At 75.0% G+C, this 16,145-nt stretch carries 17 protein-coding genes and 1 pseudogene; 12 read left to right on the top strand and 6 right to left on the bottom strand.

What is annotated here, in order from left to right:
• Nucleotides 1-47 precede the first annotated feature (47 nt).
• A complete protein-coding gene (locus tag WCD41_RS19755; RefSeq protein WP_337715517.1) occupies nucleotides 48-818 on the top strand; it encodes an SDR family NAD(P)-dependent oxidoreductase in 771 nt (256 codons plus the stop codon).
• Nucleotides 819-837: 19 nt separating this feature from the next.
• Here the strand turns inward: WCD41_RS19755 and WCD41_RS19750 are convergent, their stop codons facing one another.
• Complete coding sequence (locus WCD41_RS19750; RefSeq protein WP_337715515.1) at nucleotides 838-2,487, bottom strand: ABC-F family ATP-binding cassette domain-containing protein; 1,650 nt, start codon at nucleotides 2,485-2,487, stop codon at nucleotides 838-840.
• Between the two features lie 152 nt (nucleotides 2,488-2,639).
• On the opposite strand from WCD41_RS19750, the gene WCD41_RS19745 reads away from it, so the two are divergent.
• The 5 genes and pseudogenes from WCD41_RS19745 to WCD41_RS19730 all read left to right on the top strand — a co-directional run bounded on the left by WCD41_RS19745 (nucleotide 2,640) and on the right by WCD41_RS19730 (nucleotide 6,254).
• Nucleotides 2,640-3,458, top strand: a complete 819-nt coding sequence (locus tag WCD41_RS19745) for a TtfA family protein (RefSeq protein WP_337715513.1) — start codon at nucleotides 2,640-2,642, stop codon at nucleotides 3,456-3,458.
• Nucleotides 3,455-4,009, top strand: a pseudogene (locus WCD41_RS31245) (SDR family NAD(P)-dependent oxidoreductase); the annotation flags it as partial. The gene WCD41_RS19745 and the pseudogene WCD41_RS31245, both read left to right, overlap by 4 nt.
• Nucleotides 4,010-4,285: 276 nt before the next feature.
• On the top strand, nucleotides 4,286-5,044 hold the full coding sequence (locus WCD41_RS31240) for an SDR family NAD(P)-dependent oxidoreductase (RefSeq protein ID WP_444876306.1): 759 nt from the start codon (nucleotides 4,286-4,288) through the stop codon (nucleotides 5,042-5,044).
• On the top strand, nucleotides 5,041-5,592 hold the full coding sequence (pyrE, locus tag WCD41_RS19735) for an orotate phosphoribosyltransferase (RefSeq protein WP_337715508.1): 552 nt from the start codon (nucleotides 5,041-5,043) through the stop codon (nucleotides 5,590-5,592). The genes WCD41_RS31240 and pyrE overlap by 4 nt, the downstream gene beginning before the upstream one ends.
• Nucleotides 5,589-6,254 (top strand): TrmH family RNA methyltransferase, encoded by a 666-nt coding sequence (locus tag WCD41_RS19730; RefSeq protein WP_337715506.1) that lies wholly within the window; start codon nucleotides 5,589-5,591, stop codon nucleotides 6,252-6,254. The genes pyrE and WCD41_RS19730 overlap by 4 nt, the downstream gene beginning before the upstream one ends.
• Nucleotides 6,255-6,260: 6 nt before the next feature.
• On the opposite strand, the gene WCD41_RS19725 is transcribed toward WCD41_RS19730, so the two are convergent.
• The 3 genes from WCD41_RS19725 to WCD41_RS19715 form a co-directional block, all read right to left on the bottom strand.
• The gene (locus WCD41_RS19725; RefSeq protein ID WP_337715504.1) at nucleotides 6,261-7,007 is read right to left on the bottom strand and encodes a DedA family protein; all 747 of its coding nucleotides are present in this window, start codon (nucleotides 7,005-7,007) and stop codon (nucleotides 6,261-6,263) included.
• Nucleotides 7,008-7,160: 153 nt separating this feature from the next.
• Nucleotides 7,161-7,802, bottom strand: coding sequence for a hypothetical protein (locus tag WCD41_RS19720; RefSeq protein ID WP_337715503.1), 642 nt, complete (start codon nucleotides 7,800-7,802; stop codon nucleotides 7,161-7,163).
• 74 nt (nucleotides 7,803-7,876) lie between these two features.
• On the bottom strand, nucleotides 7,877-8,575 hold the full coding sequence (locus WCD41_RS19715) for a SigE family RNA polymerase sigma factor (protein WP_337715501.1): 699 nt from the start codon (nucleotides 8,573-8,575) through the stop codon (nucleotides 7,877-7,879).
• A 233-nt stretch (nucleotides 8,576-8,808) separates the two neighbouring features.
• Here WCD41_RS19715 and fbaA point away from each other — a divergent pair, with 233 nt between their 5' ends.
• The 3 genes from fbaA to WCD41_RS19700 are packed head-to-tail and all read left to right on the top strand — an operon-like array spanning nucleotide 8,809 to nucleotide 11,445.
• On the top strand, nucleotides 8,809-9,843 hold the full coding sequence (gene fbaA, locus WCD41_RS19710) for a class II fructose-bisphosphate aldolase (protein ID WP_337715499.1): 1,035 nt from the start codon (nucleotides 8,809-8,811) through the stop codon (nucleotides 9,841-9,843).
• Between the two features lie 30 nt (nucleotides 9,844-9,873).
• Nucleotides 9,874-10,314, top strand: a complete 441-nt coding sequence (locus WCD41_RS19705; protein ID WP_337715497.1) for a DUF3151 domain-containing protein — start codon at nucleotides 9,874-9,876, stop codon at nucleotides 10,312-10,314.
• A 24-nt stretch (nucleotides 10,315-10,338) separates the two neighbouring features.
• On the top strand, nucleotides 10,339-11,445 hold the full coding sequence (locus WCD41_RS19700) for an FUSC family protein (RefSeq protein WP_337715495.1): 1,107 nt from the start codon (nucleotides 10,339-10,341) through the stop codon (nucleotides 11,443-11,445).
• Between the two features lie 60 nt (nucleotides 11,446-11,505).
• Here WCD41_RS19700 and WCD41_RS19695 read toward each other — a convergent pair whose 3' ends face one another.
• Together WCD41_RS19695 and WCD41_RS19690 are read right to left on the bottom strand one after the other, a co-directional pair.
• Nucleotides 11,506-11,739, bottom strand: a complete 234-nt coding sequence (locus WCD41_RS19695; RefSeq protein WP_337715493.1) for a hypothetical protein — start codon at nucleotides 11,737-11,739, stop codon at nucleotides 11,506-11,508.
• 157 nt (nucleotides 11,740-11,896) lie between these two features.
• Nucleotides 11,897-12,565: a hypothetical protein gene (locus WCD41_RS19690; RefSeq protein ID WP_337715491.1), complete on the bottom strand. Its 669-nt coding sequence runs from the start codon at nucleotides 12,563-12,565 to the stop codon at nucleotides 11,897-11,899.
• 89 nt (nucleotides 12,566-12,654) lie between these two features.
• Here WCD41_RS19690 and WCD41_RS19685 point away from each other — a divergent pair, with 89 nt between their 5' ends.
• From WCD41_RS19685 to WCD41_RS19675, 3 genes are read left to right on the top strand one after another with little or no spacing between them, the layout of a single operon-like run.
• A complete protein-coding gene (locus tag WCD41_RS19685; protein ID WP_337715489.1) occupies nucleotides 12,655-13,944 on the top strand; it encodes an adenylosuccinate synthase in 1,290 nt (429 codons plus the stop codon).
• Between the two features lie 10 nt (nucleotides 13,945-13,954).
• Nucleotides 13,955-14,254 (top strand): UBP-type zinc finger domain-containing protein, encoded by a 300-nt coding sequence (locus WCD41_RS19680; RefSeq protein ID WP_337715487.1) that lies wholly within the window; start codon nucleotides 13,955-13,957, stop codon nucleotides 14,252-14,254.
• Nucleotide 14,255: 1 nt separating this feature from the next.
• Nucleotides 14,256-16,133, top strand: a complete 1,878-nt coding sequence (locus WCD41_RS19675; RefSeq protein ID WP_337715485.1) for a protein kinase domain-containing protein — start codon at nucleotides 14,256-14,258, stop codon at nucleotides 16,131-16,133.
• Nucleotides 16,134-16,145: the final 12 nt, after the last annotated feature.

Here is a 16,145-nt window from a genome sequence, read left to right as displayed (position 1 = left end):
CGTTACGAGGTGAGCGGATCGACTCACCTCGTGGGCGAGGAGGAACGATGGGTCGCTTCGAGGGACGGACCGTGCTCGTGACCGGTGCGACCGGCGGGATGGGCCGCAGCCACGTGGAGGCTTTCCACCGCGAAGGCGCTGCCGTGGTGATCGCTGCGCGCGACGAGACGGCCGGGCTCGCGATGGCCGACCAGCTCGGGCAGCGAGCGCTCGCGGTCCGGCTCGACGTCACCGACGAGGAGCACTGGACGGCCGCTGTCGAGGCCGCCGAGCAGCGGTTCGGGCCGGTCTCGGTCCTGGTCGCCAACGCCGGGGTGCAGCACCCGCCGACGCTGCTCGAGGACGCCGACCGCCGCCTGTGGGACATGGTCACCGCCGTCAACGTCACGGGCACCGCGCTCGGTATCCGGGCCGTCGCGCCGTCGATGCGCCGGGCAGGCGGCGGCGTGATCGTCACCGTCGCCTCGACGATGGGCCACGTCGGCACCGCCGCGTTCGGGCCGTACGTCGCCGCGAAGTGGGCGGTGCGCGGACTGACCCGGACGGCCGCGCTGGAGCTGGGACGCGACGGGATCCGCGTCGTGTCGCTCACCCCGGGGGTGGTGGCCACTCCGTTGATCACCGAGCCGCTCGCCGACGGCGTGCCGGCCATCGCCGAGGTCTTCGACCCCGAGCCGTTCGCCGTCCCGCGGCTCGGTGAGCCGGACGAGATCAGCCGCGCACTCCTGTTCCTCGCCTCCCCCGACGCCGCCTTCGTCACCGGCTCCGAGCTCGTCATCGACGGCGGGCTCCTGCTCGGCCCGGCACGGCACACCTGACCGTGTCGCCCGCGGTGACTCAGCCGGTCTCGGTGACCCGCCCTGTGTCGACGTGCCAGTGCCGCGTGGTCGACACCCCGGCGAGCAGGCGCCGGTCGTGGGAGACCAGCAGCAACGTGCCCTCGAACGAGGCGAGCGCGGACTCGAGCTGCTCGATGGCTGCGAGGTCGAGGTGGTTGGTGGGCTCGTCGAGCACCAGCAGGTTCACCCCGCGGGCCTGGAGCAGGGCCAGGGCGGCGCGGGTGCGCTCGCCGGGAGAGAGGGTGTCGGCGCCGCGGTGCACGTGCTCGGCGCCGAGGCCGAACTTCGCCAGCAGGGTGCGGAGCTCGGCGGTGGGCCAGCGGTCGAGCTCCGGCTCGCGGGACAGGACGTCGAGCAGCGCCGTCGACCCGGTCAGCAGGCCGCGGGCCTGGTCGACCTCCCCGACGACGACGCCCGACCCGAGCGCGGCGCGGCCCTCGGCGGGGGCCAGGCGTCCGAGCAGCAGCGCGAGCAGTGTGGTCTTCCCGGCGCCGTTCGCCCCGGTGATCGCGACGCGGTCGGCCCAGTCCAGCTGCAGGGTGACCGGCCCGAGGGTGAAGTCCCCCCGCCGGACCGTCGCCGCGTCGAGGGTCGCCACGACGGTGCCGGAGCGCGGCGCCGCGGCGATCGACATCCGCAGCTCCCACTCCTTGCGCGGCTCCTCGACGACCTCCATGCGCTCGAGCCGCCGCTCCGTCTGCGCGATCTTCGCGGCCTGCTTCTCCGCGGTCGCCGCGTGGTGGTGCTTGATGAACTTGTCGTTGTCGGTCGCCTTCTTGCGGGCGTTGCGCACGCCCTTCTCCACCCACTGCTTCTGGGTCTGCATCCGCGAGGTCAGCTCGGAGCGCTTGTCGGCGTACTCCTCGTAGGCCTCGCGGGCGTGGCGGCGGGCCGTCTCGCGCTCGGCGAGGTAGGCCTCGTAGCCGCCGCCGTACTGTGTGACCTGCTGCTGGGCGAGGTCCAGCTCGAGCACCGAGGTGACGGTGCGGGCGAGGAACTCGCGGTCGTGGCTGACGAGCACGGTGCCGGCGCGCAGCTCGCGGACCCACCGTTCCAGGCGCTCGAGGCCCGCGAGGTCGAGGTCGTTGGTCGGCTCGTCGAGCAGGAAGACGTCGAACCGGGCGAGGAGCAGCGACGCGAGGTTGGCGCGGGCGGCCTGGCCGCCCGACAGCGAGGTCATCGCGGCGTCGAGGAGGGCGGTCGGGAAGCCGAGGTCGTCGGCCACCTCCCCGGTGCGCTCCTCGAGGTCGGCGCCGCCGAGGTCGAGCCAGAGCTCCAGCGCCGCGGCGTAGGCGTCGTCCGCGCCCGGGGCGCCCTCGGAGAGCGCGGTGGTCGCGGTCTCGAGCGTCGCGGCGGCCGCCGTGACGCCGGTGCGCCGGCCGAGGAAGCCGCGCACGGTCTCGCCGGGGACGCGCGCGGTCTCCTGCGGCAGGTGGCCGACGGTGGCCGTGCCCGGCGACAGCGCGATCGAGCCCTGGTCGGGCGCGGCGAGGCCGGCGAGCAGGCGCAGGAGGGTCGACTTCCCGGCGCCGTTCACCCCGACGAGCCCGATGACGTCGCCGGGGGCGACGACGAGGTCGAGTCCGGAGAACAGCACCCGGGCGCCGTGCGCGGCGGCGAGGTCCCGCGCGACCAGCGTGGCGCTCACGACCGTCGAGCCTAACCGCGCCACACCACCGGGTTCCTGACCTCCTATGTGAGCGAACTTTGGTGCTATAGCCCCGAAGTTCGCTCACATGGGAACGGCGCGCCGAGGACGGCCTGCACGATGGGGGGACGTCGGCGTCGTACTCTGCGTGCGTGCCTGCCTGGGTCTGGTTCGTCATCGCGGCGCTGGCCGCGGGCGGCGGGGCGCTGCTGTTGCTCTCCGACCGCGCCCGCACCAGCGGGAACCGTCGCGACCGGCGGAAGTGGGCCGAGCAGAAGAGCTGGGAGTTCGTCGACGTCGACCCCGTCCTGCCGAGCCGCTGGCGCTACGGCGCCGTGCACCAGGGCGGCCACGGCCGCGCGCTCGACCTCGCCACCGGCGCGGTGCCCGGGCCCGGCGGACGTCGCCTCGCCCACGTCTTCGACCACGAGCAGGCCGGCCAGATCACCGGGATCGTCGCCGCCGTGCGCGGGGTCTCGACGCTGCCGGTCGCGATCGAGCTGCGCCTGCCCTCGGCCCCGCTGCCCGACGACGCCGGGCTCGACTCGCTCGGCCAGGTCGGGGAGCGCTACGCCTTCGTCACCTCCGTGGCCCAGGCGCGCCCGCTGATCACCGCCGACGTCGCGCGCGCCGCCGACCTCGTCGGCGACGACGTGCCGCTGGTCTGGGCCGAGGACACCTGGGTGCTCGCCAGCATGGAGCCGGGCGCCGACCCGGAGCGCGTCCAGGGGCTCCTGCAGGCCCTGGTCGAGGTCTCCGTCGCGCTCGAGGACGCCGCGGGCGGCGGGGACGACGACGGCCACGGTCCCGAGCCCACGCCCGAGACGGGCGAGGCGCCCGACGACGACGCGGACACCGAACCGGGCGAGCCGCGCCAGACCCACCGTGACCGTCCCGCCGACATCCCCTACGACATCGAGGACGACGAGTTCGGGCCGGGCGCCCGCAGCAGCTCGTCCTCCGGTCGGTGAGCCGGGCCGTTCCGCGCCGGACCCTGGTCACGTCGGCGGACACCGACCTGGGCCGGGCGTTCGTCCGGCGCCTGCACGACGCCGGCGACGAGCTGGTCCTCGCCGGCGGCGAGCGGGCCGCCCTCGAGGCGCTCGCCGACGACCTCGGCGAGCCCCGCCCCGAGGTCCTGCCCGGCGACCTCGCGGACGCCGACGACCTCGACCTCGTCGCCCGCCGCCTCGAGACCGACGTGCGCCCGATCGACCTGCTCGTCGTCGGCCCGACGCTGCCGAGCACCGAGGGGCTCCCCGAAGCCGACCCCGTCGCGGTCCGCGCGGCCCTCGACCGCACCGCCGCCGCCGCGCTCGTGCTGGTCCGGGCCGCGCTGCCCGGGATGGTCGCCCGCCGCCACCCCGGCCCCGGCGGCGTGATCACCACCGCCGGTCCCGGTGCCTACCTCCCGCTCTCCGGGGCGGCGGGTCTCGACGGCGCCGCGCAGGCCTACGTCGCGATGCTCACCGAGTCGCTCGCCCAGAGGCACAGCGGTGAGGGACTCGCGCTCACCGTGGTGTGCCCGACCCCGCCCGGGGTCGGCGGCAGCAGCGGGCACGCCGTCCCGCTGCGTGTCGCACCGCCGGACGCGGACGCGGTGGCCGGTGCCGCAATCGCCGACCACGCGGCCGGGCGCGCCGTGTCGACGCCCGGGGTGGGCATGAAGGCGCTGGTCGGCACGTCGCGGCTCGTCCCCTTCGCCGCCCTGCGGGTGTCGTCGGGGATGCGCCGGACGACGTTCGCCGGCGCGCTCGCCGGCCGGCGGGGGCCCCGGGGTTCCCGCGAGGGCACCGCGCTGGTCACCGGCGCGAGCTCCGGCATCGGCGCCGCGTTCGCCGAGCACCTCGCGGTCGCGGGCCACGCCCTCGTCCTCGTCGCCCGCGACGCCGGCCGGCTCGACAGCCTCGCCGAACGCCTGCGGGCCCGCCACGGCGTGGACGTCGAGGTCCTCGTCGCCGACCTCGCCGCGGCGGCCGGACGCCGGAAGGTGGTCGAGCGCCTGACCCTCGGCGAGACCCCGGTCTCCCTCCTGGTCAACAACGCGGGCTACGCGACCGCGGGCGAGTTCGTCGACACCGAGCCGGGCGCGCTGCGCGCGAACTACGAGGTCAACGTGGCCGCCGTGCTCGAGCTGACGGCGGCTGCGCTGCCCGGGATGGTCGCGCGGGGCCGGGGCGACGTCGTCAACGTGTCCAGCGTCGCCGGCTTCCTGCCCGGGCGCGGCTCGGTCTACAGCGCGGGCAAGACCTACGTCACCGCGCTCTCGCAGAACCTCGCCCTGTCCCTGGGCGGCACCGGCGTGCGGGTCATGGCACTCTGCCCCGGGTTCACACGCACCGAGTTCCACGCCCGGCTCGGGCAGGAGCGTCCGGGACCGGACTGGATCTGGCTGGACGCGGACACGGTGGTGTCGGAGGGCCTGGACGATCTCCGGGCAGGGAAGGCGGTGTCCGTGCCGGGAGCGGTTTACAAGGCGATCGTCGGCGTGGCGCGGGTCGTGCCGCGCGGGGTGCTGCGGGCCCTCGCGGCGCGGACGGCGACGGACCGGGGATGAACGTCCCCGCGATCGACGCCAATGCCCGCGCCCGGCTCGCCGCGCTCGTCGCCGAGCTCGCCGTCGTGCACGGGAAGGTGACGCTGTCGTCGGGGCAGCAGGCCGACTACTACGTCGACCTGCGCCGCGCGACGCTGCACCACGAGGCGGGCCCGCTGATCGGGCGGCTCGTCCGCGAGGCGACCGCCGACTGGAGCTACGACGCCGCGGGCGGGCTGACCATGGGCGCCGACCCGGTCGCGCTCGCCGTCATGCACGCCCCTGGCCCGCCCGTCGACGCCTGCGTGGTGCGGGCGGCGGCCAAGACCCACGGCATGCAGCGACGGATCGAGGGGCCGGACGTCGCCGGGCGCCGCGTGCTCGCCGTCGAGGACACCTCGACCACGGGGGGCAGCGTGCTCACCGCCGTGGACGCGCTGGTCGAGGCGGGGGCCGAGGTCGTCGGGGTCGTGACCGTCGTCGACCGCGCAACGGGCGCGACCGAGGCCGTCGAGGCGCGTGGGCTCCCGTGCCGCTCGCTGCTGGGCCTGGCCGACCTGGGGCTGTGACCGAGCACCACGGGGACGACGGGCCCGGGCCCACCGAGTGGCGCACCGGGCCGGAACCGGTCGGCGTCGGGCCCTGGCCCGGCGGACCGGACGCGTGGCCCGACGACCCCCGCTACGACCCCGAGCTGCTCGCCGGCGGCGACCGCCGCAACGTCGTCGACCGCTACCGGTACTGGCGCCGCGAGGCCGTCGTCGCCGACCTCGACGCCCGGCGCCACCCGTTCCACGTGGCGATCGAGAACCTCCACCACGACGCGAACATCGGCACGATCGTGCGGACCGCCAACGCCTTCGCCGCGGCCGCCGTCCACGTCGTGGGCCGGCGGCGGTGGAACCGGCGGGGCGCGATGGTCACCGACCGGTACCAGCACGTCCACCACCACCCCGACGTCGCGACGCTGCTCGCGTGGGCCCGTGCGGAGGACCTGGCCGTGGTCGCCGTCGACAACGGGCCGGGGGCGGCGCCGCTGGAGACGGCCGTGCTGCCCCGGCGCTGCGTGCTGCTGTTCGGCCAGGAGGGCGTCGGCCTCACGCCGCAGGCCGTCGCGGGCGCGGAGCGGGTGCTCTCGATCGCCCAGTTCGGGTCGACCCGCTCGATCAACGCGGGGGTCGCCGCCGGGATCGCCATGCACGCGTGGATCCGCGCGCACGCCCGGGTCTGAGAGGCTCTAGCGCTCCCGGTTGCGGGTGTCGATGACCTGGGTCGGCTCGTCGTTCGCGCCGTCGAGGACGTCCTCGGCCAGGCCCTGCGCGCCGAGCTTCTTCTCGCGCCGCGCCTTGATCATCTCGATGGCGATCGGCACCAGGGAGAGCGCCACCACGAGGATCAGCATGAGCTCGATGTTGTTCTTGACGACCTCGAACTGGCCCAGCCCGGCCCCGAGCAGCGTCACCCCGGCCGCCCAGGCGACGCCGCCGATCAGCGAGAACGTCAGGTAGCGACGCGCGTCCATCCGCCCGACCCCGGCCATGACCGTGATGAACGTGCGCACGATCGGCACGAAGCGGCCGAGCACGATCGCCCGGTTGCCGTACTTGTCGAAGAACGCCTGCGTCCGGTCGACGTTCTCCTTCTTGAACAGCTTCGAGTCGGGCTTGTCGAAGATCGCCGGGCCGGCCTTGAGACCGATGTAGTAGCCCAGCGCGTTGCCGGCGAAGGCGCACACCACCAGCAGCACGCACACCAGCCACAGCGGGGTGCTGATCAGGCCGGTGACCACCGCGAGCCCGGTGATGAACAGCAGCGAGTCGCCGGGCAGGAAGAACCCGACCAGCAGTCCGCACTCGGCGAAGATGATCAGACACACACCGACGAGGGCCCAGGGCCCGAGCGAGGTGATGATGTACTGCGGGTCGAGCCACTCCGGGCCGAGGGCCTGCACCGTGGTCGTGGCGGCGGAGAGTGTGGGCGACACGCCTGTGAACCGTACGCGGCGGAGCTGGGCGTGGGTCTCCGGGTCACCCCGGACTCCCCGAGGGTGTGGCCCGTGTCAGGTCCGGGTGAGATCGGTGTCAGGCCCGGGTGAGGCCGGTGTCGGCCCCAGGGTCGGGTGCCGGTCGGGTCCGTCTCAGCCGGGCAGGCCCAGCGTGCCGACGGCCGCCAGCGCACCGGCGACCGCGCCCGCCAGCAGCGCCATCCCCGACCACCAGGCGATCCTGGCGGGGGTCCAGGCCCCGGGATCGGCCGGCTCGCGGTCGGCGAGCGGCGGCGCGGCGGGGCCGGCGCCGGTGGCCCCGGTGACCCCGTTGACGTGGCCCGGTGCCGTCCGGGGATGCGGGACGCCCGGCCCGGGCGGATAGCCCGGCGGCGGGCCCTGATGGGTTGGCCGCCCGGCGCTACGGGGGCCGGTCTGCGGCCAGGGGCGGTCGGTCGCGGGGCCGGGACGGGGCGCGGGACGTGCCGGTGGCTGCCCACCGCGCGTCGTGGTCGTCGGGAACGGCGCCCCGGGAGGAGTCCCGACGGGACCGGCCGTGGGGTGGACGACCGTCTCGGGCGCGGCGTCCGCGCCCCGCTTGCGCCCGAGGGGCCGGAAACGGTCGCGCAGACGAGACCCGCCGGCGTCCGCCGCACCCTCCGGGGCTGCCGGGGGCACCGGAGAGGCCTGCGCGCCGCCCGGGGACGGCTGGGGGGCGTTCGGTGTGCCCGGGGAGGACACCCCGCCCGCGGCGTGCGCGCGCAGGGCCTCGGACAGCAGCCGTTCGTCGTCCATCCCGGCCGATGGTAGCGGCGCGGACGGGCACCACCCAGGGGGACGGGGACGGCCGTCCGGGGGGCCGTCGGGCGTCAGCCGTCGCCGACGAGCTTGCCGATGGCCTCGAGCCCGCGGCTCGCCGTCGACTTCACGGTGCCCTTGCTGATGCCCGTGGCCTCGGCGATCTCCGCCTCGGAGAGCCCGCCGTAGTAGCGCAGGACCAGCACCTCGCGCTGCCGGCGCGGCAGCTTGCCCAGCGCCGAGACGACCGCCTGGTGCTCGGTGGAGAGCATCGCCAGCGACTCGGCCGAGCGCGCGTCGGCGGTGTGCGGCGGGGTGTACTCCCGCGCGGTGCGGCGGCGGCGCAGCACCGAGCGCGAGCCGTTGACCACGGCCGTGCGCAGGTAGCCCAGCGCCGCGTGCTCGTCGCGCAGCCGGCCCCAGTGGCGGTGCAGGCCGGTGAAGGCCTCCTGCACGACGTCCTCGGCGGTGGCCGGGTCGTCGACGAGCAGCACGGCGAGGCGGACGAACCGCATGCGGTGCTCGCGGTAGAGATCCTCGAGGGTGCGCGGGCCCTGCTGCTGGTCCTGGGTGGCGACGGGGCCGCTCGCGGGCGAGGGACCCGGTCCGACGTGCCCGCCCGGCGCTCCCGGAGCCCCGGGTCCCGGCCGTGGGGGGCCCGCGGGGCGGGCCGACGGATGGATCACCGAGGCGTCCGCGGGAGCGACGGCGTCGATGGCTCGGAGGCTGCCGAGCGTGCGCTCGACGGCGCTCTCCCCGGGATGGCCCACGTCACCGACGATAGCCCTTCACCTCGCGTGGTCCCGGTGGGGACGAGGGTCGGTCCGCGGATCACCCGCGTGGCGCAGGCGGCCACGGACCGGGAATCGGGTCACACCGGACGATCCAGCGCCGGATCGCGCGGCTGCGCCATACTGCGCCGACGTCCCGCCGGGATCCGTGTGCGCACCGGTGCCCGGACGGCACCTGCCGAACGCTGTCGAAGCCCCTGGGAGGCACGACGATGCCCATCGCGACCCCCGAGGTCTACAACGAGATGCTCGACCGGGCGAAGGCGAACGCGTTCGCCTTCCCGGCGATCAACTGCACGTCCTCGGAGACGATCAACGCGGCGCTGCGCGGCTTCGCCGAGGCGGAGAGCGACGGGATCATCCAGTTCTCCACCGGCGGCGCCGAGTTCGGTTCCGGGCAGTCGGTCAAGGACATGGTCACCGGCGCGAGCGCGCTGGCCGAGTTCGCGCACGTCGTCGCCGAGAAGTACTCGATCAACGTCGCGCTGCACACCGACCACTGCCCGAAGGACAAGCTCGACGGGTTCGTCCGCCCGCTGATCGCGATCAGCCAGGAGCGCGTCGACGCCGGCAAGGCCCCGCTGTTCCAGTCCCACATGTGGGACGGCTCGGCGGTCGAGCTGCACGAGAACCTGCAGATCGCCCAGGAGCTGCTGGCCGAGGCGGTCAAGGCGAAGATCATCCTCGAGGTGGAGATCGGCGTCGTCGGCGGCGAGGAGGACGGCGTCGCCAACGACATCAACGAGAAGCTCTACACGGCCGCCGGCGACTACGAGCACACCGTCGACGCGCTCGGCGGGGGCGAGAAGGGCCGCTACCTGCTCGCCGCGACGTTCGGCAACGTGCACGGCGTCTACAAGCCGGGCAACGTCAAGCTGCGCCCCTCGGTGCTCAAGGAGGGCCAGGAGGTCGCGGCGCGCAAGCTGGGCCTCGCCGACGGCTCGAAGCCCTTCGACCTCGTCTTCCACGGCGGCTCGGGCTCGCTGCTCGAGGAGATCCACGAGGCGCTCGACTACGGCGTCGTGAAGATGAACGTCGACACCGACACCCAGTACGCCTACACCCGCCCGATCGCCGCGCACATGTTCTCGAACTACGACGGCGTGCTGAAGGTCGACGGCGAGGTCGGCGACAAGAAGGCCTACGACCCGCGCAGCTACAACAAGAAGGCCGAGGTCGCGATGGCCGAGCGGGTCACGACGGCCTGCGAGAACCTGCGCTCGACCGGGCAGACCCTGGGTCGCTGAGGCGAGGGCGCTCGGGCGGACAATCGGGGCATGACCATCCCGACGGGGCCGGGTGCCGGCCACGGGCACAACCTGCTCGGACCGCAGCCGACCTACCTCCCGGAGACGCCCGAGCCGGCCGCGCGGCTGGAGAAGGGCGAGGACCCGGCCGCGGTCGTCGCCGACCACCCGACCTACTCGGCCGGGTGGGCCGCGCTGGCCGAGCAGGCCGCGGCGTCCGGTGCGAACGTGGCGTCCTACGCCTACGCGCGCACCGGCTACCACCGCGGGCTCGACCAGCTGCGCCGCAACGGCTGGAAGGGCTTCGGCCCCGTGCCGTGGAGCCACGAGCCGAACCAGGGCTTCCTGCGCGCGGTCGCGGCCCTGGCGAAGGCGGCGCAGGCGATCGGCGAGACCGACGAGGTCGAGCGCTGCGTCCAGCTCCTCGCCGACTGCGACCCGGAGGCCGTGACCGTCCTCGGTCTCGCCTAGGAGCACACGTCGTGGACCGCTGACATGGTCGAGCTCCGCAGGCTCCGTCTCCGTCTGGAACGGCTCGCCCGCAGCCGTGCCCGGCGGCTGCGCGACTCCGGCCTGCCGGTGCTGCAGTGCGCGCTGGCGGCCGGGCTCGCGTACCTGGTGGCGCGCGACCTCGTCGGTCACCCGCTGCCGTTCTTCGCGCCGATCGCGTGCGTGCTCGTACTCGGCGTCTCGCTCACCAACCGGCTGCGGCGCTCGGTGGAGCTCGCGGCCGGGGTCAGCGTCGGCGTGGCGGTCGGCGACCTCATCGTCGTGCTCATCGGACCGGGCTGGTGGCAGATCAGCGTGGTCGTGGGCCTGACGCTGCTGGCCGCGCTCCTGTTCGACGTCGGCGCCCTGCTGCTCAACCAGGCGGCGGTGTCGGCGGTGCTCGTGGCGACCCTGCAGCCGCCGGGCACCACCGCGGCGTTCTCGCGCTGGATCGACACGCTGATCGGGGCGGCGATCGGCCTGGCGACGGCGGCGACCCTGCCCTCGCACCCGCTGACCCGCGCCCGTCGCGGCCTGTCCGCCCTGCTCGAGGAGCTGGAGGCGGTGCTGCTGGGGACGGCGGACGCCCTCGACATCGCGGATCTCGCGGCCGCGGACGCGGTGCTCGAGCGGGCGCGGGCCACGCAGGGCCGGGTCGACGCGCTCGCGGACGCGGTCGACGCGGGGTTCGAGATCACCGCGATCGCGCCCCTGCGCCGCCGCCACCGCGGCGAGCTCGCCCGCCTCCGCGCGGCCGTGCGCCCGGTCGACCTCGCGCTGCGCAACGCCCGCGTCCTCGCGCGGCGGGCCCACGCCGCGATCCGCGACGGCGAGGAGGCCGACGCCGACCTCGTGGCCGTCCTGCGCCGGCTGGCCGGGGACACCGCCGCGCTGCGCGGCGAGCTGACCGCCGGCGAGTCGACCGACGGCGCCCGCAGCGCGCTGCTGGACACCGTCGGCGCGGTGCCCCGGCACGGCGGGGGCTACTCGGCGGACGTCGTGATCGCCCAGATCCGCTCGATGCTCGTCGATCTCCTCACCGCGTCCGGGATGGATCGCGACGAGGCCGTCGCGGCGACGACGAGCACGCGGCTGGGGCGCGACGAGCCGTGAGCTTCCGCAGCGAACGCGCTGTTCGCTGCTTCTAGGCGTCGAAAGTCCGCGTTCGCGCGCTCAGGACGCCCGGCGGAGTTCGCGCGGTGCGCCCGCCGCCGGTGCGGCGGGGATGTCCGTGACGGTGCCGTGGCTGCTCGCGACGAGCTCCAGCGCCGGTGTCGCCGACCCGCCCGGGAGGGGGGTGCGCACGCGCTCGGCCGGCCGGACGTACGTGGCGTGGGCCTCGAACCGCTCGAGGAGGCAGGCGACAACCATGATCACGATCGGGAGGAGCAGCACCACCGCCAGCATGCAGAAGGCATACCCCCACCCCCCGGGGGCACACCTCACCCGCGGCGGGTGGGCACGGAAGGTGGCCGAGTGGTCGCCGAGCGCAGTCGGGCGGGCCACCGTCCGGAGGGCCGACGCCGCTGATCGTCCCAAGGGGCCCGGTCACCCGGAGTCCCGGTCAGGGGCGGACCAGCAGCCAGTCCTCGGTGTGGCGGTACCAGCTGCGCCGCGACACCGGACGGTCGCCGGGGACGCCGTCACGCACGACCGTCACGGCCGGCCGGCAGCCGAGCTGCACGGCGCGTCCGGCCGTCGTCGTGGTCCGTCCCGCCCGCAACCCTCCCAGCCGCCGGGGGCCGGTGACGGTGACCCGCACGCCGGCGGCGGGGTCGGGGAGCACCACCAGCTCGGCGGCGTCACCGCGGAGCACCCGGTGCTCGTCGCAGTAGACCTCGCCGTGCAGCGGACCCGCCGTGTGCCGGCCGACGACGAGGCCGCCGTGGTCGTCGCGCACCAGCGGCGCCGGGCGCGCCGAACCGCCGCGGGCCAGGGCGAGGGCCCCCGGGGGGTCGACGGGCAGCCCCCAGACCTCCGCCACCGCCGACCCTGACGCCGGCAGCACCGCGACCTCCAGGTCGAGACGCTCGCGACGCAGCACGCGGACCAGCACCGCGGCCACCGCGGCGTCGTCACCGGCCACGACGAGGCGGCTGCCGGGCGGCAGGTCGTCGAGCACGGGGTCGACGTCGCCGCGGGCCGGGAGCGCCGGGAGGTCGACGGCGTCGAGACCGCGCTCGGCGGGGTGCCATCGGGCGAGGGCGGCGTCCCCGCAGGTCACCACGCGCATCACGAACACCCGTGTGGACTACCCTTCGGTTGCACGGGGCGGCCTGCACTCCCGTGTGCGTACCCGGAGTCGAGGTCAGGGAGTGTCACATGCCGGCCATCGTGCTCATCGGCGCCCAGTGGGGCGACGAGGGCAAGGGCAAGGCCACCGACATCCTCGGTGAGCAGGTCCAGTGGGTCGTGCGCTACCAGGGCGGCAACAACGCCGGCCACACGGTGGTGCTGCCCGACGGCAAGAACTTCGCCCTGCACCTCATCCCGTCGGGGATCCTGACACCGGGTGTCACCAACGTGATCGGCAACGGTGTCGTCGTGGACCCGGGGGTGCTGCTCGAGGAGCTCGCCGGCCTGGAGGCCAAGGGCGTCGACACGGGCAAGTTGTTGATCTCCGCGGACGCGCACGTGATCATGCCGTACCACGTGGCCATCGACAAGGTGACCGAGCGCTTCCTGGGCAAGGCCCGGATCGGCACCACGGGCCGCGGCATCGGGCCCGCCTACCAGGACAAGATCGCCCGGGTCGGCGTGCGGATGCAGGACCTGCTCGACGAGAAGCTGCTGCGCGAGAAGGTCGAGGCGGCGCTCGAGCTCAAGAACCAGATCCTCGTCAAGATCTACAACCGGCGGGCGCTGGACGTCGACGAGGTCGCCGACACCGTCCTCGGGCACGCCGAGGGCTTCGCGCACCGCATCGCCGACACCCGCCTCGCGCTCAACCAGGCGCTCGAGCGCGGCGAGACCGTCCTGCTCGAGGGCTCGCAGGGCACGCTGCTCGACGTCGACCACGGCACCTACCCGTACGTGACGTCGTCGAGCCCCACCGCGGGCGGCGCCGCCGCCGGCTCGGGCATCGGGCCCACGCGCATCGACCGCGTGATCGGGATCCTCAAGGCGTACACCACCCGGGTCGGTTCGGGGCCGTTCCCCACCGAGCTGTTCGACGCCGACGGCGAGTACTTGCGCAAGACCGGCGGCGAGTTCGGGGTCACCACCGGCCGCAGCCGCCGCTGCGGGTGGTTCGACGCCGTCATCGCCCGGTACGCGGTGCGCGTCAATGGCCTGACTGACATCTTCCTCACCAAGCTCGACGTGCTCTCCGGGCTCGAGAACGTGCCGATCTGCGTGGGCTACGAGGTCGACGGCCGGCGAGTCGACGAGATGCCGATGAGGCAGTCGGACGTCGTCGCGGCGACGCCCGTGTACGAGACGATGCCCGGCTGGTTCGAGGACATCTCCGCCGCGCGCCGCTTCGACGACCTGCCCGCGAAGGCCCGCGACTACGTCGAGCGGATCGAGGAGCTCTCCGGGGCGCCGGTGTCGGCGATCGGGGTCGGACCGGGTCGTGACGAAACGGTCCTGCGCGACGTGCCCACCCCTTAGAGTGGACGGGGTGGGCGCCTGCGAACACCTCCTCGAGATCGGCACTTCGGGTGTCACCACCGACCCGGCGCCGGACGCCGTCGCCCGCGACGGCGAGACGCTGATCTGTCCCGATTGTCGCGCGGAGGGTTACACCGCGTGGGCCCACCTGCGGAAGTGTCTCGCGTGCGGGCACGTGGCGTGCTGCGACTCGAGCCCGTACCGGCACGCGTCGAAGCACCACGAGGACACCGGGCACCCGGTGATGCGCTCGCACGAGCCGGACGAGACGTGGCGCTGGTGCTACGTCGACCGCCGCCTCGCGCCCTGACGTGACCTTCCCCGGGCGACCGGCCACGGGCGCGCCGGTCGTGCCCGGGTACGCCGGGCTCGAGGTGATCGGCCGCGGCGGGTTCGCCACGGTGTACCGCGCCCGGCGCGAGTCGTTCGGGCAGACCGTGGCGATCAAGGTGGTCGACGGGCGCGTCGACGCCGAGGCCCGGATGCGCTTCGACCGCGAGCGCCGCGCCCTCGGTGCGCTGGCCCAGCACCCGCACATCGTCACCGTCTACGACGGCGGCGAGCTGGCCGACGGCACGCCGTTCCTGGTGATGGAGTACCTGGAGCGGGGCTCGTTCGCACCGTGGGCCGGGCGCCTGCCCGCCGCGCACGTCGTCGACGTCGGGGCGAAGCTCGCCGGGGCGCTCGCGAGCGCCCACCGGGTCGGGGTGCTCCACCGCGACGTGAAGCCGGAGAACGTGCTGATCTCGCCGTACGACGAGCCGCTGCTCGCCGACTTCGGGATCGCCCGCCTCACCGGGGCCGAGCGGACGGCCTCGGGAATGATCACCGCGAGCCTGGCCTACGCGCCGCCCGAGGTCCTCGACGGGCGCGGGCCCTCACCGTCGGCGGACCTCTACTCGCTGGCGGCCACGCTGCACTGCCTGCTCGCGGGCCGGGCGCCGTTCTCGGGCGGCGACGACTCGCCGGGGCCGGTCATCTACCGCGTTCTGCGCGAGCCGGTGCCCGACCTGCGCCCGCGGGGGGTGCCGGACGCGCTGTGCCGGGTGCTCGAGCGGGCCCTCGCGAAGGACCCCGCCGCCCGCCAGCCCGACCTCGACGCCTTCGCGCGCGACCTGCGGGCCCTGCCCGACCTCTCCGGCCGGCCCGTGGCCGGCCAGGCCACCGTCCCCACCGCCGCCGGGGTGCCGGTCGGGGGACCGGCGCCGTCGCCCCGGTCGCGGCGGCGCTGGTGGCTCCCGGTGGCGGCGGGCGTGGTGCTGGTCCTGCTCGCGACCCTCGGCGTCGTGCTCGGCACCGGGGCGCTCACCCGGGCGACCGGGGGCGGGGCGGCGGGCGAGGTGGAGGGCGCGCCGATCCCGGTCGGCGCCGACCCCCGGGGCGTCGTGGAGGCCGCGGGCAGCATCTGGACCGCCAACTACGGCGACGGCACCGTCTCCCGCGTCGATCCCGTGACCCGGACCGTCACCAGCATCCCCGTGGGCGGTACGCCGAACGGCCTGGTCACCGACGGCACGTCGCTGTGGGTGTGGAACTACGACGACGGCGTCGTGCGCATCGACGCGGCCACCGGCGCGGTGTCGGGCGCGTCGTTCGTGCCCACCCCGCGGATCAGCGACGTCAAGGTGGGCGGCGGCTCGGTGTGGCTGACGCACCGGGACGCGGGCGTCGTGACCCGGCTCGACGCGGTGACCGGCCGGCCGGTCGGGAACCCGATCCCGGTGGGGCGCTTCCCCGTGGGCGAGGCGATCGGGGTCGACGACGCGCTCTACGTGCTCAACACCGCCGACAGCACGATCAGCAAGATCGCGCTGAGCACGGGCGAGGTGCTGGACCCGCCGATCGCGCTGCCCTGCGCCGGCGGCATCACCGCGGACGCCGGCGTGGTCTACGTCGGGTGTCCCGACTCGACGCTGCACCCCGTCGACGAGCGCACGCGGGCCCTCGGCGCACCCGTGCGGCTCGCGCCCGGCGGCGGGCGGTTCGAGGTGCGGGGATCGACGCTGTGGACGACCTTCCCGCTGGGCGACACCCTGGCGCGCCTCGACGTCCGGACGGGGCGGGAGGACGGCACCCCGATCGTCGGCGTGGGACGGGACGCCACGACGTTCCTCGTCGCCGCCGACGGCACGCTGTGGATCCCGAACAGCGAGCGGAACACGCTCACCCGGGTCCGCCCGGCAGGCTAGAACAGCTAGGAC

Source organism: Actinomycetospora aeridis, from assembly GCF_037400275.1.
GTDB classification, from domain to species: Bacteria; Actinomycetota; Actinomycetes; order Mycobacteriales; family Pseudonocardiaceae; genus Actinomycetospora; species Actinomycetospora aeridis.
Note: the sequence above shows the minus strand (reverse complement) of the source record. Positions and strands in the feature narration are given on the sequence as shown.